This is a genomic window from Pseudomonas sp. P4_B4, from assembly GCF_056402255.1.
On the sequence record NZ_JBFUHS010000002.1, the window covers coordinates 1 to 23,366 of the forward strand.

The 23,366-nt window shown below is 59.8% G+C and carries 19 protein-coding genes; 10 read left to right on the forward strand and 9 right to left on the reverse strand.

Features of this window, described 5'->3' with window-relative positions:
• Positions 1 to 153: 153 nt before the first annotated feature.
• Positions 154 to 1,638 carry a 2-methylcitrate dehydratase gene (gene prpD, locus AC1DVE_RS02295; RefSeq protein WP_223532524.1) on the forward strand — a complete coding sequence of 495 codons (1,485 nt, stop codon included), beginning with the start codon at positions 154 to 156 and terminating at the stop codon, positions 1,636 to 1,638.
• A gap of 93 nt (positions 1,639 to 1,731) precedes the next feature.
• On the opposite strand, the gene ppsR is transcribed toward prpD, so the two are convergent.
• Positions 1,732 to 2,550 (reverse strand): posphoenolpyruvate synthetase regulatory kinase/phosphorylase PpsR, encoded by an 819-nt coding sequence (gene ppsR, locus AC1DVE_RS02300; protein ID WP_150724649.1) that lies wholly within the window; start codon positions 2,548 to 2,550, stop codon positions 1,732 to 1,734.
• Positions 2,551 to 2,723: 173 nt separating this feature from the next.
• Here ppsR and ppsA point away from each other — a divergent pair, with 173 nt between their 5' ends.
• From ppsA to AC1DVE_RS02340, 8 genes are all read left to right on the forward strand, one after another.
• Positions 2,724 to 5,099, forward strand: coding sequence for a phosphoenolpyruvate synthase (gene ppsA / locus AC1DVE_RS02305; protein WP_223454997.1), 2,376 nt, complete (start codon positions 2,724 to 2,726; stop codon positions 5,097 to 5,099).
• 93 nt (positions 5,100 to 5,192) lie between these two features.
• On the forward strand, positions 5,193 to 6,188 hold the full coding sequence (locus tag AC1DVE_RS02310) for an alpha/beta fold hydrolase (RefSeq protein WP_223454995.1): 996 nt from the start codon (positions 5,193 to 5,195) through the stop codon (positions 6,186 to 6,188).
• A gap of 134 nt (positions 6,189 to 6,322) precedes the next feature.
• Positions 6,323 to 6,811, forward strand: coding sequence for a ribonuclease E activity regulator RraA (rraA, locus tag AC1DVE_RS02315; protein WP_223455002.1), 489 nt, complete (start codon positions 6,323 to 6,325; stop codon positions 6,809 to 6,811).
• A 34-nt stretch (positions 6,812 to 6,845) separates the two neighbouring features.
• Positions 6,846 to 7,841, forward strand: coding sequence for a zinc transporter ZntB (locus AC1DVE_RS02320; RefSeq protein WP_223454993.1), 996 nt, complete (start codon positions 6,846 to 6,848; stop codon positions 7,839 to 7,841).
• A 62-nt stretch (positions 7,842 to 7,903) separates the two neighbouring features.
• Positions 7,904 to 8,152: a CrfX protein gene (locus AC1DVE_RS02325; protein WP_223454991.1), complete on the forward strand. Its 249-nt coding sequence runs from the start codon at positions 7,904 to 7,906 to the stop codon at positions 8,150 to 8,152.
• A 2-nt stretch (positions 8,153 to 8,154) separates the two neighbouring features.
• Positions 8,155 to 8,979, forward strand: a complete 825-nt coding sequence (locus tag AC1DVE_RS02330) for a mechanosensitive ion channel family protein (RefSeq protein WP_008048604.1) — start codon at positions 8,155 to 8,157, stop codon at positions 8,977 to 8,979.
• Positions 8,980 to 9,069: 90 nt separating this feature from the next.
• Complete coding sequence (gene sigX / locus AC1DVE_RS02335) at positions 9,070 to 9,660, forward strand: RNA polymerase sigma factor SigX (protein WP_150753300.1); 591 nt, start codon at positions 9,070 to 9,072, stop codon at positions 9,658 to 9,660.
• Between the two features lie 107 nt (positions 9,661 to 9,767).
• A complete protein-coding gene (locus tag AC1DVE_RS02340) occupies positions 9,768 to 10,811 on the forward strand; it encodes an OmpA family protein (RefSeq protein ID WP_223454989.1) in 1,044 nt (347 codons plus the stop codon).
• 75 nt (positions 10,812 to 10,886) lie between these two features.
• Here AC1DVE_RS02340 and cobA read toward each other — a convergent pair whose 3' ends face one another.
• The 8 genes from cobA to AC1DVE_RS02380 all read right to left on the reverse strand — a co-directional run bounded on the left by cobA (position 10,887) and on the right by AC1DVE_RS02380 (position 22,404).
• Positions 10,887 to 11,651 (reverse strand): uroporphyrinogen-III C-methyltransferase, encoded by a 765-nt coding sequence (gene cobA / locus AC1DVE_RS02345; protein ID WP_223454987.1) that lies wholly within the window; start codon positions 11,649 to 11,651, stop codon positions 10,887 to 10,889.
• Between the two features lie 10 nt (positions 11,652 to 11,661).
• Positions 11,662 to 14,379, reverse strand: a complete 2,718-nt coding sequence (locus AC1DVE_RS02350) for a nitrate reductase (protein ID WP_223454985.1) — start codon at positions 14,377 to 14,379, stop codon at positions 11,662 to 11,664.
• Complete coding sequence (gene nirD, locus AC1DVE_RS02355; RefSeq protein ID WP_046042889.1) at positions 14,379 to 14,696, reverse strand: nitrite reductase small subunit NirD; 318 nt, start codon at positions 14,694 to 14,696, stop codon at positions 14,379 to 14,381. The genes AC1DVE_RS02350 and nirD overlap by 1 nt, the downstream gene beginning before the upstream one ends.
• Complete coding sequence (nirB, locus tag AC1DVE_RS02360) at positions 14,693 to 17,161, reverse strand: nitrite reductase large subunit NirB (RefSeq protein ID WP_477783688.1); 2,469 nt, start codon at positions 17,159 to 17,161, stop codon at positions 14,693 to 14,695. Before nirB ends, nirD begins: the two co-directional genes overlap by 4 nt.
• 290 nt (positions 17,162 to 17,451) lie before the next feature.
• The gene (locus AC1DVE_RS02365; protein WP_477783689.1) at positions 17,452 to 19,119 is read right to left on the reverse strand and encodes a bifunctional protein-serine/threonine kinase/phosphatase; all 1,668 of its coding nucleotides are present in this window, start codon (positions 19,117 to 19,119) and stop codon (positions 17,452 to 17,454) included.
• A gap of 7 nt (positions 19,120 to 19,126) precedes the next feature.
• A complete protein-coding gene (locus tag AC1DVE_RS02370; RefSeq protein WP_223454980.1) occupies positions 19,127 to 20,338 on the reverse strand; it encodes a nitrate/nitrite transporter in 1,212 nt (403 codons plus the stop codon).
• 263 nt (positions 20,339 to 20,601) lie between these two features.
• Complete coding sequence (locus AC1DVE_RS02375) at positions 20,602 to 21,177, reverse strand: ANTAR domain-containing response regulator (protein ID WP_223532528.1); 576 nt, start codon at positions 21,175 to 21,177, stop codon at positions 20,602 to 20,604.
• 15 nt (positions 21,178 to 21,192) lie between these two features.
• On the reverse strand, positions 21,193 to 22,404 hold the full coding sequence (locus AC1DVE_RS02380; RefSeq protein WP_223454978.1) for a CmpA/NrtA family ABC transporter substrate-binding protein: 1,212 nt from the start codon (positions 22,402 to 22,404) through the stop codon (positions 21,193 to 21,195).
• 224 nt (positions 22,405 to 22,628) lie between these two features.
• Here AC1DVE_RS02380 and AC1DVE_RS02385 point away from each other — a divergent pair, with 224 nt between their 5' ends.
• Positions 22,629 to 23,363: a helix-turn-helix domain-containing protein gene (locus tag AC1DVE_RS02385; protein ID WP_223454976.1), complete on the forward strand. Its 735-nt coding sequence runs from the start codon at positions 22,629 to 22,631 to the stop codon at positions 23,361 to 23,363.
• Positions 23,364 to 23,366: the final 3 nt, after the last annotated feature.

Consider the following 23,366-nt stretch of genomic DNA (forward strand, 5'->3'; position numbering starts at 1 on the left):
GGCGGCAATATTGATGTCGACTGACACACCGTCTTCGCGAGCAAGCCCGCTCCCACATTTTGAATGCATTACCAAAACAAGAAAGCAGTAACCCGCTGAGAATGCTCTGAACCGAGGTCCCATCAACGACCCACTTCATAGAGTGAATCGAACATGAGTGCCAACGTCGACCTGAACAACCGCCCCGACTACGACAAGGTCCTGCAGGACATTGCCGATTACGTCCTCAACTACAAGATCGAGTCAGAAGAGGCGCTGGATACCGCGCGCAACTGCCTGATCGATACCTTGGGTTGCGGCCTGCTGGCCCTGCGTTTTCCCGAGTGCACCAAGCATCTCGGGCCTGTGGTCGAAGGCACCGTCGTACCGTTCGGCGCCCGGGTTCCGGGCACGTCTTATCGGCTTGATCCGGTCAAGGCTGCGTGGGACATCGGCTGTATCGTACGTTGGCTCGATTACAACGACACCTGGCTCGCGGCCGAGTGGGGGCATCCGTCGGATAACCTCGGTGGCATCCTTGCGGTGGCTGACCATCTGTCGCAAAAAAGGCTGGCCAATGGCGAGGCGCCGTTGACCGTGCGCACGGTGCTTGAGGCGATGATCATGGCCCACGAGATTCAGGGCGTGATCGCGCTGGAAAACTCGTTCAATCGTGTCGGCCTCGATCACGTCATCCTGGTGAAGGTCGCCTCGACTGCGGTCACCGCCAAACTGATGGGCGCCAATCGCGAGCAGTTGTTGTCGGCGTTGTCCCACGCTTTTGCTGACGGTCAGGCGTTGCGCACGTATCGGCATGCGCCGAATGCCGGATCGCGGAAGTCCTGGGCGGCAGGTGATGCATCCAGCCGTGGCGTGCGCCTGGCGGACATCGCGATGCGCGGCGAGATGGGCATCCCCGGCGTATTGAGTACCAAACAGTGGGGTTTTTACGACGTACTGTTCAGCCACACCAATAGCGATCTGGCACTCAAGCCTGAAGACAAGCGCGGGTTCAGTTTCTCGCGGCCGTACGGCAGTTATGTGATGGAAAATGTGCTGTTCAAGATCAGTTTTCCGGCCGAGTTTCACGCGCAAACCGCGTGTGAAGCGGCGGTGACTCTGCATCCGCAAGTGCGCAATCGTCTGCACGAAATCGACCGGATCGTCATCACCACGCATGAGTCAGCGATTCGCATCATTTCCAAGGTCGGCCCGCTGGCCAATGCCGCCGACCGCGATCACTGCATCCAGTACATGACCGCCGTGCCGCTGGCCTTCGGCAACCTGGTTGCGGAGTACTACGAAGACGATTTCCACCAGGCGCATCCGATCATCGATGTGCTGCGCGAGAAAATGGTCATCGTCGAAGAACCGCGCTACACCCGTGAATATCTGGAGGCCGACAAGCGCTCGATTGCCAACGCGGTGCAGGTGTTTTTCAAGGACGGTTCGAGCACGGAAAACGTCGTCGTGGAATACCCGATTGGGCATCGTCGGCGTCGGGCTGAAGGTATTCCGTTGCTGGAGGAGAAATTCAGGGCGAACTTGCTGACACGATTCGCGGGGCAGCGTAGCGAGGAGATTTTTGCGCTGTGCAAGGATCAGCAGAAACTTGAGGCGACACCGGTGAACCGGTTTGTGGATTTGTTTGTTATCTAGAAGCAGCTACAAGCTGCAAGCTTAAAGCTGCAAGTCAGGGCAGTAGCGCCTTATTGCTTGTCGCTTGAAGCTTGTGGCTTGTAGCTGTCTCTCTTACTTGAACCGCCGCTCCACACCTTTCTCCACAAGAATTTTCGCGGAGATTTCTTCCACGGAAAAATGCGTGGAGTTGATGTGCGGGATGTTTGCACGGCGGAACAGGTTCTCGACCTCGCGCACTTCGAACTCGCACTGGGCGTAGCTCGAATAGCGGCTGTTGGGTTTGCGCTCGTTGCGGATCGCGGTGAGGCGGTCCGGGTCGATGGTCAGGCCGAACAGCTTGTGCTGGTGGGCGCGCAGGGCGGACGGCAGTTGCAGGCGTTCCATGTCGTCTTCGGTCAGCGGGTAGTTGGCCGCGCGGATGCCGAATTGCATCGCCATGTACAGGCACGTCGGCGTCTTACCACATCGCGACACGCCCACTAGTATCAGGTCGGCCTTGTCGTAATAGTGCGTGCGGGCGCCATCGTCGTTGTCGAGGGCGAAGTTCACCGCTTCGATACGCTCCATGTAGTTGGTGTTGGAGCCGATGGAGTGGGATTTGCCCACGGTGTAGGAAGAATGCTCGGTCAGTTCCTGTTCAAGCGGTGCCAGGAACGTCGAGAAAATGTCGATCATGAAACCATTCGAGGTTGCGAGAATCTCACGAATGTCCTGATTGACGATGGTGTCGAAGATAATCGGACGGAAGCCGTCGGTTTCGGCGGCTTTGTTGATTTGTTGTACCATGGCCCGCGCTTTGTCCACGTTGTCGATATACGGCCGCGTGACTTTGCTGAAGGTAATGTTTTCGAACTGCGCCAGAAGGCTTTGGCCGAGGGTTTCGGCGGTAATGCCTGTACCATCGGAGATAAAGAAAGCAGATCGTTTCATTTGCACCTTGGGCCTTAAGCTAGTGACGAATCTTGGATATGATAGGCGCGGTTTGCCGGCCGCCATTGGCCCGCATTCTCACTTATTTTCCAGGTCCAGGCCATATAGCCGGTAAACGCTCCCCCGAGCAGCCGGTTTTGAGCTTTTCCAACACAGTTAGTGGAGAGATCACCTTGGTAGAGTACGTAGTTTCCCTCGATAAGCTCGGCGTCCATGATGTAGAGCATGTGGGGGGCAAGAACGCATCCCTCGGCGAGATGATCAGCAATCTGGCAGGCGCCGGTGTATCGGTGCCCGGTGGCTTCGCCACGACCGCTCAGGCTTATCGTGATTTCCTGGAGTTGAGCGGCCTGAACCAGCAGATTCATGACGCACTCGATGCCCTGGACGTCGATGACGTGAATGCCCTGGCCAAGACCGGTGCCCAGATCCGCCAATGGATCATGGAAGCCGAGTTCCCTGAAAAACTGAATGCCGAAATTCGTACCGCGTTCGCCACGCTGTCCGCCGGCAACCCTGACATGGCCGTGGCCGTGCGTTCTTCGGCCACCGCCGAAGACTTGCCGGACGCTTCCTTTGCCGGCCAGCAGGAAACCTTCCTGAACATCCGTGGTGTCGAAAACGTCATTCGCGCCGCCAAAGAGGTGTTCGCCTCGCTGTTCAACGACCGCGCCATTTCCTATCGCGTGCACCAGGGCTTCGACCACAAGCTGGTTGCCCTGTCTGCTGGCGTGCAGCGCATGGTCCGTTCCGAAACCGGCACCGCCGGCGTGATGTTCACCCTCGATACCGAATCGGGCTTCCGAGACGTGGTGTTCATCACCGGCGCCTACGGCCTGGGTGAAACCGTCGTACAAGGCGCGGTGAACCCGGATGAGTTCTACGTCCACAAGGGCACGCTGGCTGCTGGTCGTCCGGCCATCCTGCGTCGCAACCTGGGCAGCAAGGCCATCAAGATGATTTACGGCGACGAAGCCAAGGCCGGTCGTTCGGTCAAGACCGTCGACGTGGACAAGGCTGAACGCGCGCGTTTCTGCCTGACCGACGCCGAAGTCAGCGAGCTGGCCAAGCAGGCGATGATCATCGAGAAGCACTACAAGTGCCCGATGGACATCGAATGGGCCAAGGACGGTGACGACGGCAAGCTGTACATCGTGCAGGCCCGTCCGGAAACCGTGAAGAGCCGCACCCAGGCCAACGTCATGGAACGTTACCTGCTGAAGGAAACCGGCACCGTGCTGGTAGAAGGCCGTGCCATCGGCCAGCGCATCGGCGCCGGCAAGGTCCGCATCATCAAGGACGTGTCCGAGATGGACAAGGTCCAGCCAGGCGACGTACTGGTTTCCGACATGACCGACCCGGATTGGGAACCGGTCATGAAGCGCGCCAGCGCGATCGTCACCAACCGTGGCGGCCGTACTTGCCACGCGGCGATCATCGCCCGTGAGCTGGGTATTCCAGCGGTAGTAGGTTGCGGCAACGCCACCCATCTGTTGAAAGATGGCCAGGGCGTGACCGTTTCCTGCGCTGAAGGCGACACCGGTTTCATCTTCGAAGGCGAACTGGGCTTCGACATCAAGAAAAACTCCGTGGACGCCATGCCGGAGCTGCCGTTCAAGATCATGATGAACGTCGGCAACCCGGATCGCGCCTTCGACTTCGCGCAGCTGCCGAACGCCGGTGTGGGCCTGGCCCGTCTGGAGTTCATCATCAACCGCATGATCGGCGTGCACCCTAAAGCACTGCTGAACTACGACGGTCTGCCGCTGGACATCAAGGAAAGCGTCGACAAGCGTATCGCCGGTTACGACGATCCGGTCGGCTTCTATGTCGAGAAACTGGTCGAAGGCATCAGCACCCTGGCGGCTGCGTTCTGGCCGAAAAAGGTCATCGTGCGTCTGTCGGACTTCAAGTCCAACGAATACGCCAACCTGATCGGCGGCAAGCTGTACGAGCCGGAAGAAGAGAACCCGATGCTGGGCTTCCGCGGTGCCTCGCGTTACATCAGCGAATCGTTCCGCGACTGCTTCGAACTCGAATGCCGCGCCCTCAAGCGCGTGCGCAACGAGATGGGCCTGACCAACGTCGAAATCATGGTGCCGTTCGTCCGAACCCTGGGCGAAGCGAGCCAGGTGGTGGATCTGCTGGCGGAAAACGGCCTGGCCCGTGGCCAGAACGGCCTGCGCGTGATCATGATGTGCGAACTGCCGTCCAACGCCATCCTGGCGGAAGAGTTCCTCGAGTTCTTCGACGGTTTCTCCATCGGTTCCAACGACCTGACCCAGCTGACCCTGGGCCTGGACCGTGACTCCGGGATCATTGCGCACCTGTTCGACGAGCGTAACCCGGCGGTGAAGAAGCTGCTGGCCAATGCCATTGCCGCGTGCAACAAGGCCGGCAAATACATCGGCATTTGCGGTCAGGGCCCTTCGGATCACCCGGACCTGGCCAAGTGGCTGATGGAGCAGGGCATTGAAAGCGTTTCGTTGAACCCGGACTCCGTGCTGGAAACCTGGTTCTTCCTGGCTGAGGGTCAGGCGCAGGCTTGATCGGTGAGTGAAGAGGCCGGTCATTGACCGGCCTCTTTGGATTCATGTAGGGCGGGCTCCATCTGGATGCCGCCCTTTTTTGTGCAAGAGATTATGCAAAGCAGCAGCAACCTATTTCCTGTCGCTCTGATCAGCGCCGAACGGCGCGGCGATCTGAGCGAAGATGTCTATCGTTTGAAACCCGGTAACAGCCCCGACTTCACCGTCGAACTGGCTGTGACACGCCTTGGCATGGCCGATGAGTCGTCCTCCCGTGGCGTGCCGGTGATCCTGCTGCACGGCAGCTTTTCCAATCGCCGGTTCTGGTTTTCCCCCAAAGGCATCGGGCTTGGCGCTTACCTGGCTCGCTTGGGGTTCGACGTCTGGATTCCGGAAATGCGCGGTCACGGCTTGTCCCAGCGCAACCAGAACTACCGCAAGAACGGCGTCGCCGACTATGCCCGCTACGATCTCCCGGCCATTGGCGCGTTCGTGCGTGAACAGAGCGGACAGATTCCTCACTGGATCGGCCATTCACTGGGCGGTATTACGCTGGCAGCTGCATTGGGTGGCGAGTACATCGGCGAGCCGGTCGTGGCCTCTGCGGCGTTTTTTGGGACGCAAGTCAGTCGTACTTACTGGCCGCTGAAAATCCCTCCGGTGGAGTGGAGTGGGCGCTTTATTCTCAAGCGTTTTGCTCAATTGTCCGGTTCACGCCTCAAGCGCGGCCCGGAGGACGAGCCGATTGGCCTGGCCCTGGAAAGCATGCGCTGGTTTGGCTTGTTCGGGCGCTTCGGCGATGCCGACAAGGACTGGTGGGCAGGCCTGGCCGAGGTCAAGTTGCCCGTACTGGCGGTCAGTGCCGCGGGTGATCATCAGGACCCGGCCTGGGCGTGTCGCAAGCTGTTCGATCAGGTCGGTTCGCAGCACAAGCAATTCATCAATCTGGGGCGCGAGCAGGGCTTCGGCGACAATTTCGGTCACGTGGAAATGCTCGTCAGCAAGGCAGCCCAGGCTGAAGTCTGGCCGTTGGTGACTCGCTGGTTGGCCGATCAGCAGACACCTTTGCCGGGAGCACAACAGGATTTGGCCGCGGCAATCCGAGCCTGACGCTCTAACAAGGGCATTTCGCTCTGATCGGCTTGCGGCTAAGATATGACGCATTGAGCTGTTCCGGTCACTTTCCGTGACTGAGTCATCACTGATGTTCGTGCTGTCTTCCTCTTTACAGGAGTTTCTCGATGATCCATTACCTCACGCCTGACCTGTGCGACGCCTATCCGGAACTGGTGCAGGTGCTGGAACCGATGTTCAGCAATTTCGGCGGCCGTGATTCGTTCGGCGGCGAAATCGTGACCATCAAGTGCTTCGAAGACAACTCGCTGGTCAAGGAGCAAGTCGAGCTCAAGGGGAATGGCAAGGTCCTGGTGGTCGATGGCGGGGGGTCCCTGCGTCGTGCGCTAATGGGTGACATGCTCGCCGAGAAAGCCGCTAAAAATGGCTGGGAAGGCCTGGTGATCTACGGTTGCATCCGTGACGTCGACATCATCGCGCAAACCGACCTGGGGGTTCAGGCCTTGGCCAGCCACCCGATGAAAACCGACAGGCGCGGTGTCGGTGACCTCAACGTTGCCGTGACCTTCGCCGGCGTGACCTTCCATCCGGGCCATTACATCTATGCGGACAACAACGGCGTGATCATCTCGCCAAGCCCGCTTGCAATGCCTGAGTAAGCTTTAGACGACTTTTTTGAAGAATGGAATGCGGATGTTCGAGGAAGAAAACGCGCAATGGGGGCTGGTGCATGCCCTGGTGCTGGACGGTAGAGGCGGCGCGCGTTCGATTGCCCGGACTGAACTTGATGACTTGCAGCTGCAGGCCCACGAAAGCCTGTGGCTGCACTGGGATCGCAGTCATCCGCAAACCCGGACCTGGTTACGCAAATCCAGCGGTCTGAGCGAATTCAGCTGTGACCTGTTACTCGAAGAAAACACCCGTCCGCGCCTTTTACAGCTTTCGGACAGCGAACTGCTGCTATTTTTGCGCGGGGTCAATCTGAACCCCGGTGCCGAGCCGGAAGACATGGTGTCGGTGCGGATCTTCGGCTCTGCCCAGCGTGTCATTTCTCTGCGTTTGCGTCCGTTGCGTGCCACTGACGAGTTGCTGGTGCAACTGTCCGAGGGCAAGGGGCCGAAAACTGCCTCCGAACTCATCCTTTGCATGGCGCAGTACCTCACCAACAAGGTGCAGGATCTGGTCAGCTGTCTCTCGGAAGTGGTCGATGAGGAAGAAGAAAAGCTGGATTCCGACGAACGGTATACTCCTGAGCACGGATCGGTTTTGCAGATTCGTCGCCGGGCGGCTGCGTTGAAGCGCTTTCTTGCTCCGCAGCGGGACATTTTTGGTCAACTGACGCGGATCAAATTGCCCTGGTTCGTCGAGGACGATGGCGATTACTGGAACGAATTGAACAACAGCCTGACCCGCTACCTCGAAGAGCTGGAATTGACCCGGGAGCGCGTAGGGCTGGTCCTGGAAGCTGAAGACCGTCGGTTGAGCGTGCGCATGAATCGCACGATGTATCGCTTCGGGATCATCACCGGGATCTTTTTGCCGATGAGTTTTCTGACCGGGCTTTTGGGGATCAACGTCGGTGGAATTCCATTCTCTGCCAGCCCTTATGGCTTTCTGATCGCCTGCCTGATGATGGTCTCGGTGGCGCTGGGGCAGTGGTGGTTATTCCGACGTTTGCGCTGGGTCTGAGGGAAACCATGTGACCCGACCAAAACTGACCGCGTCTTCCACAGACATCACGAGAGGTGCGTATGCACGATCCGTTTGAACAGTCTTTACGCGACATGCTCAAGGCCTCACCGTCCACCCGGGACGACGATGCGTGCCTGGGGCGTGTGCTGAAAACCGCCAACCGCCAGGTTGGCGCTGGCGATTTGTTCAGCCTCCTGGGCCGCTGGCTGCCCGCGATGATGATCGCCCTGAATAACGGATCGGCCCATGTCGCGCCGGTATCCCGTCTTCGTAAACCTGCTGCCCGCACTGCTGATAAGGCTGATTGAATATGGAACTTGATCTCTGGACTCAGAGCCTCGTCACTGCAATGACTGCGTTGTGGACCAAGGTTGCGAACTTCATTCCGAACCTGTTCGGCGCACTGGTTGTGCTGCTGTTGGGTTTTGTCGTGGCCAAACTGCTGGACACCTTGCTCTCCAAGTTGCTCGCCAAACTGGGCCTTGACCGCTTGATGGGTGGCACAGGCCTGACCAAGTTGCTGTCGCGCGCTGGATTGCAAGTCCCTATTTCGACCCTGATCGGCAAGATCGTCTATTGGTTCGTTCTGCTAATTTTTCTGGTTTCTGCCGCAGAATCCCTTGGGCTTGAGCGAGTTTCAGCTACGCTGGATATGCTTGCGTTGTATTTGCCGAAGGTTTTCGGCGCGGCGCTGGTGTTGCTGGTAGGTGTTTTGCTGGCGCAACTGGCCAATGGGCTGGTGCGTGGAGCGGCAGAAGGCGTGGGTCTGGACTATGCTTCAGGGCTTGGTCGAATTGCCCAGGGCTTGGTGATCATCATCAGTATTTCGGTTGCGATCAGCCAGTTGGAGGTCAAGACTGACCTGCTCAACCATGTGATCGTGATCGTGTTGATAACCGTTGGTCTGGCGGTAGCGCTGGCCATGGGGTTGGGAAGCCGGGAAATTGCCGGTCAGATTCTTGCGGGAATCTACGTGCGTGAGCTGTACCAGGTTGGGCAACAAGTGCGTGTTGGCGAGGTCGAAGGCCAGATCGAAGAGATCGGCACGGTTAAAACCACGTTGCTGACCGATGAGGGTGAGCTAGTCTCTCTTTCCAATCGGATTCTCCTTGAGCAGCATGTGAGTAGCCGCTAACCCGGCAAACCCTGCTAATGTATGCCGCCGCAAAATGCCTGCTGAAGCTGGCTGCGGCGGACATTGACCTGACTGTCGGCCCGACTTGTTTTGAATAAAGCCCAATCGCTATCCATGCGCTACGACCCCCGCGAGCTCTCTGATGAGGAGTTGGTCGCGCGCGCGCATTCCGAGCTGTTTCACGTAACACGCGCCTATGAAGAACTGATGCGGCGTTACCAGCGGACATTATTTAATGTGTGCGCACGATATCTCGGGAACGATCGCGACGCAGACGATGTCTGTCAGGAGGTCATGTTGAAGGTGCTGTATGGCCTGAAGAACTTCGAAGGTAAATCGAAGTTCAAGACGTGGCTATATAGCATCACGTACAACGAGTGCATCACACAGTATCGAAAGGAACGGCGAAAGCGTCGCTTGATGGACGCATTGAGTCTTGACCCCCTCGAGGAAGCGTCCGAAGAAAAGACGCCGAAACCTGAGGAAAAAGGTGGACTTGATCGCTGGCTGGTGTATGTGAACCCGATTGACCGTGAAATTCTGGTGCTACGATTTGTCGCAGAGCTGGAGTTTCAGGAGATCGCAGACATCATGCATATGGGTTTGAGTGCAACAAAAATGCGGTACAAACGCGCTCTAGATAAATTGCGTGAGAAATTTGCAGGCATTGCTGAAACTTAGTTCAGCGCAAATATCTCTTACGTGTAGGCAAGTTCTGTTAGACTTGCCGCCGAGTTGTCCCCCGGTTTGCGGGACTGCTTCACAATCACCAGATGGGGATTTAACGGATGAAACTGAAAAACACCTTGGGCTTGGCCATTGGTACTCTTATTGCCGCTACTTCGTTCGGCGCACTGGCACAAGGCCAAGGCGCAGTTGAAGGCGAGCTCAACTACGGGAAGAAGTACAACGACAGCGTTAACAACGTTGAAGACGGCTACACTCCTGGCGCCTCCATCGGTTACTTCTTGACCGACGACGTATCGTTGAACTTGACCTACAACAATGACGACCACACCCGTTCGAACAACGGTACTGGTAATCAGAAAATCGAAGGCGACCAGTTTGGTCTGAACGCTCAGTACCACTTCAACAACGCTGGCGACGCTCTGCGTCCTTACGTTCAAGGTGGTGTTAAGCACGGCAGCTTGACCAACGTAGCCGCTGACGGCCACACCGGTCGTGACCAGTCGACTTTCCTGACTGCTGGCGCTGGCCTGAAGTACTACTTCCTGGAAAACGTCTACGCTCGCGCTGGCGTAGAAGCTGACTACAAGCTGGACAACGGCCGTTGGGACTACATCCCGTCCGTAGGTCTGGGTGTGAACTTCGGTGGCGGCAACAAGCCTGTCGCTGCAGCTCCAGCTCCAGAAGTTTGCTCCGACAGCGACAACGATGGCGTTTGCGACAACGTTGACAAGTGCCCAGACACCCCAGCCAACGTAACTGTTGACGCTGATGGCTGCCCAGCTGTTGCTGAAGTCGTTCGTGTAGAGCTGGACGTGAAGTTCGACTTCGACAAGTCGGTAGTCAAGCCAAACAGCTACGGCGACATCAAGAACCTGGCTGACTTCATGAAGCAGTACCCATCCACCACCACTACTGTTGAAGGTCACACTGACTCCGTCGGTCCTGACGCTTACAACCAGAAACTGTCCGAGCGTCGTGCAAGCGCCGTTAAACAAGTTCTGACCAACCAGTACGGTGTTGAGTCGTCCCGCGTTCAGTCCGTTGGCTACGGCGAATCCCGCCCAGTTGCTGACAACAAAACTGAAGCTGGTCGCGCTGTTAACCGTCGCGTAGAAGCGCAGGTTGAAGCTCACGCTAAGTAATTAGCTCGCAGCTCTGAGAAAAGCCCGGCTCAGGCCGGGCTTTTCTTTGTCTGCGATTTGGTGAAACAGGTGAAACTAGGCTGACTGATCCACCGCCATCACAGGCAACTCACGCTCCCACAGGGATTGAGTTGCGCAAGCCGCCACTGTACCGATCACCAGTATGGCAGGGCTTTTCAGCTGGAATCTGCAGGCAGCTTCATCCATGTCTGTGAGAGTGCTCCGACATTCCCGCTGATGGGGCAAGGAAGCGTTTTCAATCATGGCCACGGGCGTATCCACCGCCATGCCGCCGGCCAATAGCTGCTCACGGATTTCACCGAGCTTGGCCACTCCCATGTAAATCACCAGCGTCGTTCCGCCTTGGGCCAGTGCCTGCCAGTTCAATTGGCTGTCGTCCTGGGTGTGTGCGGTGACGAGCGTGACACCACGGGCTACACCGCGCAAAGTCAGCGGAATATCGCATTGCGTTGCCCCCGCCAGCCCGGCAGTGATGCCGTTGACCAACTCGGCTTCGACCCCTCGCTCACGTAGCCACTGCGCCTCTTCACCACCGCGACCGAAAATGCACGGATCGCCGCCCTTGAGCCGCGCCACGCATTTGCCCTGCCGGGCATAACGAAGCATCAGTCGATGGATGAACGCTTGCGGGGTGGAGCGGCAGCCGCCGCGCTTGCCCACCGGGATTATCCGCGCCCCAGGGCAATGCTCGAGTACCGCGACATTGACCAGATCATCGATCAGCACCACCTCAGCCTCGCGCAAGGCGCGTACCGCTTTCAACGTGAGCAACTCAGGATCACCCGGGCCCGCACCTACCAGCCAGACTTTTGCACTCATAGTGTTTTCCTCACGAGAAGACGGTGATTGGCTGCGCCGTGGCAGCCAGCAGGCGTTTGATTTCCGGAACGCAGGACCCGCATTGCGTGCCGCAACCCAGTTCTTGCTTGAGTCCCTGCAAGTCCAGGCCACGGCTGATGCCGGCGCAGATCGCGTTCTGGCCGACGTTCTTGCAATTGCACAGGATCTTGTTCGCGTTGACAGGCGCGTCGAGGTTGCCCGGTGGTGCGCTCAGCGGCGCAAGCAGCCAGCGCCGCAGTTGCTGGTCAGCGCGACCTTCGAGCCACAGCCCCTGCAACCAGTGTTGGGCAAGGGTTTCACCGGCCAGTCGTATGGCAGTGATCCGGCCATTTTCGATTCGCACGCGCTTGCCAATGGCCCGTCGAGGGTCGTCGTAAGCCAGCACCGGGCCGTCATCGAGCGCCAGGCTTTTATCGATTTCGCTTAGCAGCTCTGCCGCAGGCGCTGAAGTATTGGCCGCCCGTACAAGCAGGGCAGGGCGCTCACGACCAACCAGGCTGAGGCTGACGTAGGAAAACGCCTCACAGAGCGGTCGTAGCGTCTCAAAATGCCGTTGAACATCACCCTCGATCAGTGCGAACAGTTTCCAGGGCAAATCCACCGGATCCAGGCGAACGCCGCTGTGTTTAAGTTCGGGCTGTTTCGACAAAGGATCGAATGCGGGCAGGGTGAGGCTGTTCACCCCGCCCTTGAGAAAACGGTCGCCCCAATGCATCGGCAAAAAGGCCTGGCCAGGACGCACGCAGTCATCGCTGGCGACCGCGACGATGACTGCACCGCGCCGGCTTTTCAGGCTGACCAAATCCCCCGGCTGCAGGCGATGGCGACGCAGTTCGTCCGGGTGCAGGCTCAACTCCGCTTCGCTGACATGGCCAAACAGCTGCGCGGCGGTGCCGGTGCGGCTCATGCCGTGCCATTGATCGCGCAGGCGGCCGGTGATCAGGGTCAGCGGGAAGCGTGCATCGCGTTGCTCTTTGGCGGCGCGGTACGGATCGGCCACGAACTGTGCGCGCCCATTGGCAGTGGCAAATATCCCGTCGACGTACAGCCGGGCCGTGCCTTCAACGGCACCCGCAGGGAAGGGCCACTGCTGCGGGCCGAGACGATCGATCAGCGCATGGCTGATACCGGACAGATCCAGATCGCGACCGTGAGTCAGGTGTTTGTATTCATCAAAGACCTGAGCGGGATTATCAAATTCAAACAGGCTGGTTTGGCCGGGACGCAGGTGTTTTTCCAGGCGTTGTGCGAAATCTACGGTGATTGCCCAGTCCGGCCGCGCCTCACCCGGTGCGACGATTGCCTGGCGTACGTGGGAAATGCGTCGCTCGGAGTTGGTCACGCAACCTTCCTTTTCCCCCCAACTGGCGGCGGGCAGCAGAAGGTCGGCGAACTTCGCGGTTTCAGTGGTGCTGAAGGCTTCCTGCAACACCACGAACGGGCAGGCTTGCAAGGCTGCGCGCACGGCCGTCTGGTCCGGCATGGATTGCGCGGGGTTGGTACAGGCGATCCACAGTGCCTTGATCTTGCCGTTGCGTACTTGCTCGAACAGCTCGATCGCGCTGAGCCCGGGATTTTCCGGTAGTTGCTCGACGCCCCAGTAGGACGCCACTTGCGCACGGTGTTGCGCATTGGCGGCATCGCGGTGGCCGGGCAGCAGATTCGACAAACTGCCGGTTTCCCGCCCGCCCATGGCATTTGGCTGACCGGTGAGGGAGAAAGGTCCGGCGCCGGGACGACCGATCTGCCCGGTGGCCAGGTGCAGATTGATCAATGCACTGTTTTTCGCGCTGCCGGCGGTGGACTGGTTAAGCCCCATGCACCACAGCGACAGAAAGCTTGGCGATGTGCCGATCCACTCGGCACATTGCTGCAATTGCCCGAGGCTGATTCCGCAGAGCTGCGAAACCATTTGCGGCGTGTAGTCGCGCACCAGGTTTTTCAGCTCGGCCAGGCCTTCGGTGTGGTCCCGGATGAAGTCACGATCGATCCAGTCTTCCCACAGCAGCAGATGCAAAATCCCATGGAACAGGGCGACATCGGTGCCAGGCAAGATCGCCAGGTGCAGGTCAGCCAGATCGCAGGTATCTGTACGACGCGGGTCAATGACGATGACCTTCATCTGCGGTCGGCGGGATTTGGCGGCTTCCAGCCGGCGAAACAACACCGGGTGGGCGTAGGCCATGTTGCTGCCGACGATCATCACGCAATCGCTCAACTCCAGGTCTTCGTAGCTGCAGGGCGGGGCGTCGGCACCCAGGCTGCGCTTGTAGCCGACCACCGCCGAGGACATGCACAGTCGCGAATTGCTGTCGATGTTATTGGTACCTACCAGGGCGCGTGCCAGCTTGTTGAAGGCGTAGTAGTCCTCGGTCAACAGTTGCCCGGAAATGTAGAACGCGACGCTGTCCGGGCCATGTTCGGCAATGGTCGCGGCAAACACGCTGGTGGCGTGATCGAGGGCGGTATCCCAATCGGTGCGGTGACGGGCCAGGCCTTTACCGAGGCGCAATTCGGGGTACAGCGCCCGCGCCGTCAAGTCGCCGGTCAGGTGCAGGGTCGAGCCCTTGCTGCACAGTTTGCCGAAATTGGCCGGGTGCGCCGGGTCGCCGCTGACGCCGAGGATGCGCTCGCCGTCGTGCTCGATCAGCACCCCGCAGCCGACCCCGCAGTAACAGCAGGTGGACGCAGTGATCTGGCGGTCCATCAGCCTGCATCCCGCAGGGCCAGCATCACCCGGCCATTTTCCACCCTGGCGAGATGGTGATGGGCACAGCCGATGTCCGGGGCCAGGGCTTCGCCGCTTTCCAGGTCGATTTGCCAGTTGTGCAACGGGCAGGCCACCCGCTTGCCGTAGACCAGGCCTTGGGACAACGGGCCGCCCTTGTGCGGGCAGCGGTCGTCAAGGGCGAACACTTCGTCGTCGCTGGTACGAAAAATCGCGATGTCTCCCTTTGGCCCGGCGATGATCCGTGAGCCCAGGGCATTGATCTCTTCCAGTGCGCAGATATCCAGCCAGTTCATGCCAGCACCTCCAGGTTTTTCACGGGGATGACGTCGAATTCTTTTTTCAGCTGTGGCTGTTCCAGGCGCTCCTTCCAAGGGTCCTGTTCGAACGACAGGGAGAATTGCAGGCGATCGTTGAGCGCCTTGCGCCGCTCCGGATCTTCCAGCACGGCTTTCTTGATGTGTTCCATGCCGACCCGTTGCAGGTAGTGCACGGTGCGTTCGAGGTAGAAGGCTTCTTCGCGATAGAGCTGCAGGAATGCACCGTTGTATTCGCGCACTTCTTCGGCGGTTTTCAGTTTGACGAAGAATTCCGCGACTTCGGTCTTGATCCCGCCGTTGCCACCGATGTACATCTCCCAGCCGGAGTCCACACCGATAATTCCCACATCCTTGATACCGGCTTCCGAGCAGTTACGCGGGCAACCGGAGACAGCCAGCTTCACCTTGTGCGGCGACCACATGTTGAACAGGTCATGTTCCAGTTCAATGCCCAACTGTGTGGAGTTCTGCGTGCCAAAGCGGCAGAACTCGCTGCCGACGCAGGTTTTCACCGTGCGGATGGATTTGCCGTAGGCGTGGCCGGACGGCATGTCCAGGTCTTTCCACACCCCCGGCAGGTCTTGCTTGCGAATGCCCAGCAAGTCGATGCGCTGGCCACCGGTGACCTTGACCATCGGTACGTTGTACTTGTCGGCGACGTCGGCAATGCGCCGCAGCTCTGAAGGATTGGTCACACCGCCCCACATCCGCGGGACTACAGAGTAGGTGCCGTCTTTCTGAATGTTGGCGTGAGCCCTTTCGTTGATCAGGCGCGATTGCGGGTCGTCCTTGGCTTCCCCTGGCCAGGTGGAAATCAGGTAGTAGTTGAGCGCCGGGCGGCAGGTGGCGCAGCCGTTGGGTGTGCGCCAGTTCAGGTAGCTCATGGTGCCGGCGATGGTCAGCAAGTGCTGGTCGCGTATGGCCTGGCGGATTTGCCCGTGATTGAGGTCGCTGCAGCCGCAGATGGCCTTTTCGCTTTTCGGTTTGACGTCCGCCGCACCGCCCACGGTGTTGATCAGGATCTGTTCGACGAGGCCGGCGCAGGAACCGCAGGAGCTGGCAGCCTTGGTGTGTTTCTTGACGTCGTCGACACTGAACAGCCCGTGTTCCTGAATGGCCTTGACGATGGTGCCCTTGCACACACCGTTGCAGCCGCAGACTTCGGCCGTATCAGCCATGCTCATGGCTTTGTCCTGGCCCTGATGTCCTACGTCGCCCAGTGCCTGCTCCATAGATGAAGAGCCGCCGAACATCAGGTGATCGCGGATCTGCCGAATGTCGTGATTCTCACGGATCTGCCGGAAATACCAGCCGCCATCTGCCGTATCTCCGTACAGGCAGGCGCCGACCAGCACGTCATCCTTGATCACCAGTTTCTTGTAGACCCCGCCAATCGGGTCGGAGAGGGTGATGGTCTCGGTGCCTTCGCCGCCCATGAAGTCGCCGGCGGAGAACAGGTCGATGCCGGTAACTTTCAATTTGGTCGAGGTCACCGACCCCTTGTAGGTGGCAAAACCCAGTTGGGCGAGGTGGTTGGCGCAGACTTTGGCCTGTTCGAACAGCGGCGCCACCAAGCCATAGGCGATGCCGCGGTGGCTGGCGCACTCGCCGATGGCATAGATCCGTGGGTCGTAGGTTTGCAGTGTGTCGTTGACCAGAATCCCGCGGCTGCACGGAATGCCGGATTTCTCCGCCAGTTCGGTATTGGGGCGAATGCCGGCGGCCATCACCACCAGGTCGGCGGGGATAATGTCGCCGTTCTTGAATTGCACCGAACCGACCCGGCCGTTGCCCGCGTCGTGCAAGGCCTGGGTCTGCTCGCACAGGCGAAAGTGCAGGCCGCGAGATTCCAGCGCGCTTTGCAGCAGCTGGCCGCTGGTCTTGTCCAGCTGCCGCTCCAGCAACCACTCGCCGATATGCACCACGGTCACGTGCATGCCCCGCAGCATCAGGCCGTTGGCGGCTTCCAGACCGAGCAAGCCGCCACCGATCACCACGGCGTGCCGATGGGTTTTCGCGGTGTCGATCATGGCCTGGGTGTCGGCGATGTCGCGGTAGCCGATCACGCCTTCAAGGGTGTTGCCGGGAATGGGCAGGATGAAAGGCGTCGAACCGGTGGCGATCAGCAGGCGATCGTATTCGGCTTCGCTGCCGTCTTCGGCAATGACCCGGCGCTTGACTCGGTCGATCTCCACCACCTTGCGGTTGAGCAGCAGCTTGATGTTGTTTTCCAGGTACCAGTCCAGGTCGTTGAGCACGATCTCTTCGAAGGTCTGTTCGCCTGCCAGCACCGGCGACAACAGGATGCGGTTGTAGTTGGTGTGAGGTTCAGCACCGAAGACCGTGATGTCGTACAGCTCCGTGCTCAGTTTGAGCAGCTCTTCCAGGGTCCGGACCCCGGCCATGCCGTTGCCGATCATCACCAGTTTTAGTTTTTTCATCAGGTTCTCCGGGGAGCTCAGGCCTGCCTCATCTGGGTTCAGGCCATGCTCGACAAATTTTGCGCAAACAAAAAAAGGCGTCCCGCTAGTTGCCTAGCGAGGACGCCTTTGTCCTGGTCCCGTTCTCTCGGGAAGTGCAACCTTCGTCGTTGAAGCCTGCGCTGTATGTCTGTTGCAAGAGGTAATGCAGCGGTTATGCCAAGTCGCTCAAATCCCGTGTTTGTTGGCTTTTTTTTCGTTCACAAGGGCAGAACCATGGAGGAGTGCACCGATTCAAGGCGCATTGCCCGCTAATGGAGCGCAACCACCAGCAGCACCAGATTGAGCAGCAACGACACCAGGGCCAATGTCCGCCAGACCTTCAGCGGCTCGCGCTCCAGCAACGGCTTGGGACGCACGCTCAAGCTGCGGCGCTCGCCCTGTTCGATCAGCAGCAGCCATTCTTCCGCCGTTTCGAAACGCTGGTCGGGGGCCGCCGCCACGGCGCGCTCCAGGCTATGGGCGATCCAGTCCGGCAGGTCGGGCCGGTAGCGGCTGGCGTTGACCGGGAGGCCAAACCTCGGGCGCTGGAACGCTTCGATTTCGCCATAGGGATAGTGCCCGGTAAGCAGGAAATACAGGGTCACACCGACGGCATACAAGTCCTGCTGTGGCGTCGGTACTTCGCCGCGAAAGGCTTCGGGCGCGATGTAACTGGGTGTACCCGGCAGCGCCCAGGGCAGATCTTGCGAGAGGCCCGGGCAGTAGGCCAGGCCGAAATCCAGCAGGCGCAACTCACCATCGTCCCCCAACAGCAGGTTTTCCGGTTTGATATCGCGATGCAGGATCTGCCGTCGATGCAACAGACCGACCGCTCGCAGCAGGCGTTCGGCGATGTCTTGCCACTGGGGCAGTGGCAAGGGTCCGCTTTGTTCATGCCGTTGGGCCAGGGTAGCGCCCGAATATTCACGCATCACGTAGTACAAATGCTGACGCTGACTGGCGGCATGGACTTCAGGAAAGTGTCGCCCGGCCACGCGTTTGAGAAACCATTCTTCCGACAGTAACGCTTGCCCGGCCTGGTGATCGTCATGCAGGCGCCCCGGCAGGGTTTTCAGCAGCCAGGGTTGTTGCTGGCTGTCGCGAACGCGATAAAGCAGCGATTGCTGGCTCTGTGAGACGATCCCCTCGACCTGCCAGCCCTCGAACGCCTGGCTCGGTTTCAGGGCTGGCGGCAGTGGCCATTGCTGCAAGTGCATCAACGCATCGCCAATGCTCGCTTCGCCGAGGGCATCGACCCGCACCAGCAAGGCGCTGGCGTTGTCCTGGCTGCCCGCCAGGTGTGCGGCATTGACCAGGGTTTGCGCAGCGCTGTGCAAGTCCGGCTGATCGCGCAGGATCGCGGCAATCAAGGTATCGCCCAGGACAGCCCAGACGCCGTCGCTGAGCAGGACGAAGCTTTCATCGGGGCGCAACTCACCGTCGAGAAAGTCCAGCACCAGGTGTTGATCGAGCCCCAGCGCCCGTTTCAGCACATGCTGCATACCCGGCTGATCCCAGACGTGATCCTCGCTGATTCGCTGCAATTGGTCGGCGTGCCAGCGATACACCCGGCAATCGCCGACATGGGCCAGGGTAAAACGCCGGCCACGCAGGACCAGCGCACTGAGGGTGGTCAGCAGCGGTTGCCCGCCGCCATTGGCCTGCAACCAGCGGTTCTGCGCCAGCAGCAGACGATCGAGTGCCTGTGCGACGCTCCAGGTTTCCGGCGTGGCGTAGTAATCCAGCGCCAGGGCCTGCAGCGTCGAACGGGCAGCCAGACCGCCATCGACGCACTGGCTGACACCGTCGGCAATCGCGAACAGGTAACCCTTGCTTGCGGCCAGCGCCGGAGCCGGCGTGACCAGGCGCAGGGCATCCTGGTTTTCCTCGCGAGGACCGATGGCGCTGGCTTCGGCGAAACTCAGTTGCAGGCTCATCGAGGCGTCAGACTCGCGCAGCCGTCACGGCGGCCGAACCCCAGGTGGTTCTCCAGCGACGTTTCACGCCGTGCAGACCGAACCAGGCCAGAACGCCGAGGCTGGCGAACAACCACAGCGCCAGTTGATAGCTGCCGGTGCTTTGCTTGATCGCGCCCATGCCGGCCGCGAGAGCAAACCCACCGATGCCGCCGGCCATACCGATCAGGCCGGTCATCACGCCGATTTCCCGGCGAAAACGCTGGGGCACCAACTGGAATACCGCGCCATTGCCTGCACCCAGACCGAGCATGGTGCAGACGAAAAGCGCCAGTGCGGCGTAGGAATTCGGCAGGTTGAAGCCGACCACGGCAATGCAGGTCGCCGCGACGGTGTACATCGCCAGCAGGGTCCGAATGCCGCCGAACCGGTCAGCCAGCGCGCCACCCAAGGGGCGCATCAGGCTGCCGCCGAACACGCAGGCAGCGGTGTAGTAGCCGGCAGTGACCGGGCTCAGGCCGTACTGGTCGTTGAAATAACCGGGCAGGGCGCTGGCCAGGCCGATGAAGCCGCCGAATGTCACGCTGTAGAAAAACATGAACCACCAGCTGTCACGATCACCCAGGGCCTTGAAGTAGTCGGCCATGGATTTGGCTTTTGGCCGCTCGGGGGCATTGCGGGCCAGCCAGGCGAAGACGACCAGGGTCAGGATCAACGGAATCAGGGCAAAGCCGAACACGTTGCTCCAGCCAAACGCCGCCGCCAGCACCGGAGCGATCAATGCCGCGAGTACTGTGCCTGAGTTGCCCGCGCCAGCAATGCCCATGGCCTTGCCTTGATGCTGCGGTGGATACCACTGCGAGGCCAGGGGCAGGGCGACGGCGAAGGAAGCGCCGGCCATGCCGAGAAACAGGCCCAGCAGCAAGGCTTGCTCGTAGCTGTGGATACCGAGTTTCCAGGCGCCGAACAGGGCGCAGATGACGATGACCTGACCGATCAGGCCGGCGGTTTTTGGCGACAGGCGATCAGCCAGCATCCCCATCACGAAGCGCAACACCGCCCCGGCCAGAATCGGCGTGGCGACCACCAGCCCCCGTTGCTGCGTCGTCAGGTGCAGGTCGGCGGCGATCTGCACCGCCAGTGGACCGAGCAGGTACCAGACCATGAAACTCAGGTCGAAATAGAGGAACGCTGCGAACAATGTGGGTGTATGGCCGGATTTCCAGAAGCTTGAATTCATTGCGCACCTCAGCTGTGAAGAGTCTCGAAAGGAGTCATGAGCTTGCAGGTGGGGCGCCGATACGGCCGCACCACCGGCCCCGTGCTATGGGGCCAAAACGAAAAAACGCCGCCACCCGATCCGCCAAGGGCAAATGAGGTGAGCGACGTCTTTGTCGTAGGTGGGGCAACCGCCGTTGGTTACCTGTGGTGATTACTTAGCGAGATCTGTGCCAACACTGCTTTTGTGGCGAGGGAGCAAGCTCCCTCGCCACAGGGGCGGGGTCAGCCCAACAGTTCACTCATGGCAATAATCTGCTCCGCCACTTGAATCAGCTTCTGCTGGCGGCTCATCGCCTGGCGGCGCATCAGCGTGTAGGCCTCTTCCTCGTTGCAGTCCTTCATCTTCATCAGCAGTCCCTTGGCCAGTTCGATGCGCTTGCGCTCGGCCAATTGCTGGTCGCGGGCATGCAGCTGGGCACGCAAGGCCTGGTCGCTCTCAAAGCGTGCCATGGCCACGTCGAGAATCGGCTGCAGGCGTTGTGCGTGAATGCCTTCGACGATGTAGGCACTGACCCCGGACTTGATCGCCTGTCGCATCACATCGGGGTCGTGTTCGTCCGTGAACATCACAATCGGTCGTGGCTGGTCACGCGTCACCAACACCACTTGTTCCATGACATCGCGACCCGGTGACTCGGTATCGATCAGAATCACATCCGGACGCACCGTTTCGACGCGTTCGGGCAGGTCGATGATCAGGCCGGATTCATCGATCACTTCGAATCCGGCCTCGGTCAGGGCGGCCTTCAGGCGTCCGACTTTCTTGGCGGTGTCGTTGATCAGCAGGATACGCAGCATGTTCGTGGTCTCCTGTCAGCGGCTGGCGGATCGGTGCGAGCTATCGCTCATGGCGTGCAGTTTGAAACTGCGGGCATAACCGGCCGGGTCCGAGCCGTCCCAGATCTTGCCGTCGATCAATTGACTGCTGCGCATTTGCTCGGCTGATGAAGCGACGCCGACGGCACGGGCGGCTTCACGGTAGAGGTCCAGTTGCTGGACCTGCCGGGCTACCGCGAGATAGTCCGGATCATCGCGCAACAAGCCCCAGCGACGAAACTGGGTCATGAACCACATGCCGTCGGACAGGTACGGCAGGTTGACCTCGCCATCCCCGTGCAGGCGCAGCGCGTGCGGGTCTTGCCAGTGATGGCCAAGGCCATCGGCGTATTCGCCCAGCAGGCGCGGTTCGATGCAGTCCAGTGGTGCGTCAAGGTACTGCGCGGCACTGAGCAATTGTGCGGTACTGCGGCGATTCTCGGTACTTTCTTCGATGAAGCGACTGGCTTCCAGAACCGCCATCACCAACACCCGGGCGGTATTGGGGTATTGCTCGACGAACGCACGGGTGCAGCCGAGGACCTTTTCCGGATGATCGGGCCAGATGGTCTGGGTCGTGGCCAGCGTGAAGCCGAGGTCCTGTTGCACGGCGCTGGCGGACCAGGGTTCGCCGACGCAGAAGCCGTCGATACGCCCGGCCCGCAGGTGCGCGACCATTTGCGGTGGCGGCACCACCACGCTGTCGACATCCAGCAGCGGGTGAATGCCCTGGCTGGCGAGCCAGTAATACAACCACATGGCGTGGGTGCCGGTGGGAAAAGTCTGGGCGAAGGTGAGTTTTGGGCGAGTTTGGTGCACGTGCCGATCCAGTGCTTCAGGACTGGTCACTCCAAGCGCCTGCAAGCCGCGGGACAGGTTGATGCTCTGGCCGTTCTGATTCAGGCCCATCAACACAGCCATGTCGGTCGCGGCCACGCCACCGATGCCTAGGTGAACGGCATAAATCAGACCGTAGAGACTGTGGGCGGCATCGAGTTCGCCGCTGACCAGTTTGTCCCGCAGGTTGGCCCAGGACGATTGACGCTTGAGGTTCAGGGTCAAGCCGTGAGGTTGGGCGAAGCCCTGGGTGGCGGCGACAACCACCGAGGCGCAGTCGCTCAGGGCCATGAAGCCGAGATTGATTTCGGTTTTTTCCGGGGCATCGCTGCCATTGACCCAGGCCAGAGGGCCGATTGACGGTTCGTTCATCGATTTCACACCTTGCAAAAAAACGTCGTTCCAGATCCTGCACGAGCAAGGCCGGGTGACGACGCCATTGTCCTGGCACGCATTCCGCCGTTGGTTTGCGTGCTGATGCGTGAACGGGTGCAAGGCATATGCCAGCCCGGATTTCATCATATTTGCATCAGGATTCGACACGCCCCGTCCTGCATCCTGCCGACCTACATCGTCAGGCCGCAAAGGAGGTTGGTGTGCCCATCGAATCACTACACGCCACACGTGCCACTAATACCCGCTCCTGCGAGCGGCTGCTGCATCTGCGTGTAGACCAATCCGCCGTTTGTCTGGCCCCGGCGCAGTGCGTCTCGGCCTGCTGCCTACCGATGGGCTGGGAAGGGCTGATTGCAGTGACCAGCGGATTTGAGGTCAACGGCAGTATGCCGACCCTGCCAATTGCCCAGGCACCGCTGGTGAAACTGCAGGTGTTCATCGATATGGGCCATGCGCCTATCACTCAGCGAGACCGTCAGGCACCTTGGGCGGCATTGCCAGTGCCTTATACACAGGTTCAGTCGGAACAGGCGCTAGAGCGCTGGTACCTCGATCAGGCGATGGCTGGCGGTGCGGCCTATCAGGCCTTTGCCGGTGTGTTGCGGCAGACTGAGAGTTACGGGCTTGTGCGCTTTCTGCTGGAACAGGGCACCCACAGCGAAAAACTGACCACTCTGGCGCAACGCTATGGGGTGTCGGTGTCGCATTTTCGTCGATTGTGCCGGCAGGCGCTCGGTACGGCGCCCAAGCCTGCATTGCGCGGTTGGCGGACGGCCCAGGCGCTGTTGAACATGAGTCTGCAGGACCGTTCCCTGACGGATCTGGCGCTGGAGTTCGGTTTTGCCTCTTCTTCGCATTTCTCCAAGGAAGTTCGCGAACTGGTGGGCTTCACACCCAGCAGCCTGGCCGACATTACCTACCTTCCAGGCAAGTGAACC

Excerpts from the sequence above, each read along its gene's own strand:
- nirB (WP_477783688.1), bottom strand. The coding sequence starts at position 17,161 with ATGAAAAAACTAAAACTGGTGATGATCGGCAACGGCATGGCCGGGGTC.
- prpD (WP_223532524.1), top strand. The coding sequence starts at position 154 with ATGAGTGCCAACGTCGACCTGAACAACCGCCCCGACTACGACAAGGTC.
- AC1DVE_RS02340 (WP_223454989.1), top strand. The coding sequence starts at position 9,768 with ATGAAACTGAAAAACACCTTGGGCTTGGCCATTGGTACTCTTATTGCC.
- AC1DVE_RS02350 (WP_223454985.1), bottom strand. The coding sequence starts at position 14,379 with ATGGACCGCCAGATCACTGCGTCCACCTGCTGTTACTGCGGGGTCGGC.
- AC1DVE_RS02320 (WP_223454993.1), top strand. The coding sequence starts at position 6,846 with ATGTTCGAGGAAGAAAACGCGCAATGGGGGCTGGTGCATGCCCTGGTG.
- AC1DVE_RS02365 (WP_477783689.1), bottom strand. The coding sequence starts at position 19,119 with ATGAGCCTGCAACTGAGTTTCGCCGAAGCCAGCGCCATCGGTCCTCGC.
- AC1DVE_RS02370 (WP_223454980.1), bottom strand. The coding sequence starts at position 20,338 with ATGAATTCAAGCTTCTGGAAATCCGGCCATACACCCACATTGTTCGCA.
- cobA (WP_223454987.1), bottom strand. The coding sequence starts at position 11,651 with ATGAGTGCAAAAGTCTGGCTGGTAGGTGCGGGCCCGGGTGATCCTGAG.
- AC1DVE_RS02325 (WP_223454991.1), top strand. The coding sequence starts at position 7,904 with ATGCACGATCCGTTTGAACAGTCTTTACGCGACATGCTCAAGGCCTCA.
- AC1DVE_RS02380 (WP_223454978.1), bottom strand. The coding sequence starts at position 22,404 with ATGAACGAACCGTCAATCGGCCCTCTGGCCTGGGTCAATGGCAGCGAT.
- ppsR (WP_150724649.1), bottom strand. The coding sequence starts at position 2,550 with ATGAAACGATCTGCTTTCTTTATCTCCGATGGTACAGGCATTACCGCC.
- nirD (WP_046042889.1), bottom strand. The coding sequence starts at position 14,696 with ATGAACTGGCTGGATATCTGCGCACTGGAAGAGATCAATGCCCTGGGC.
- AC1DVE_RS02310 (WP_223454995.1), top strand. The coding sequence starts at position 5,193 with ATGCAAAGCAGCAGCAACCTATTTCCTGTCGCTCTGATCAGCGCCGAA.
- AC1DVE_RS02330 (WP_008048604.1), top strand. The coding sequence starts at position 8,155 with ATGGAACTTGATCTCTGGACTCAGAGCCTCGTCACTGCAATGACTGCG.
- AC1DVE_RS02375 (WP_223532528.1), bottom strand. The coding sequence starts at position 21,177 with ATGCTGCGTATCCTGCTGATCAACGACACCGCCAAGAAAGTCGGACGC.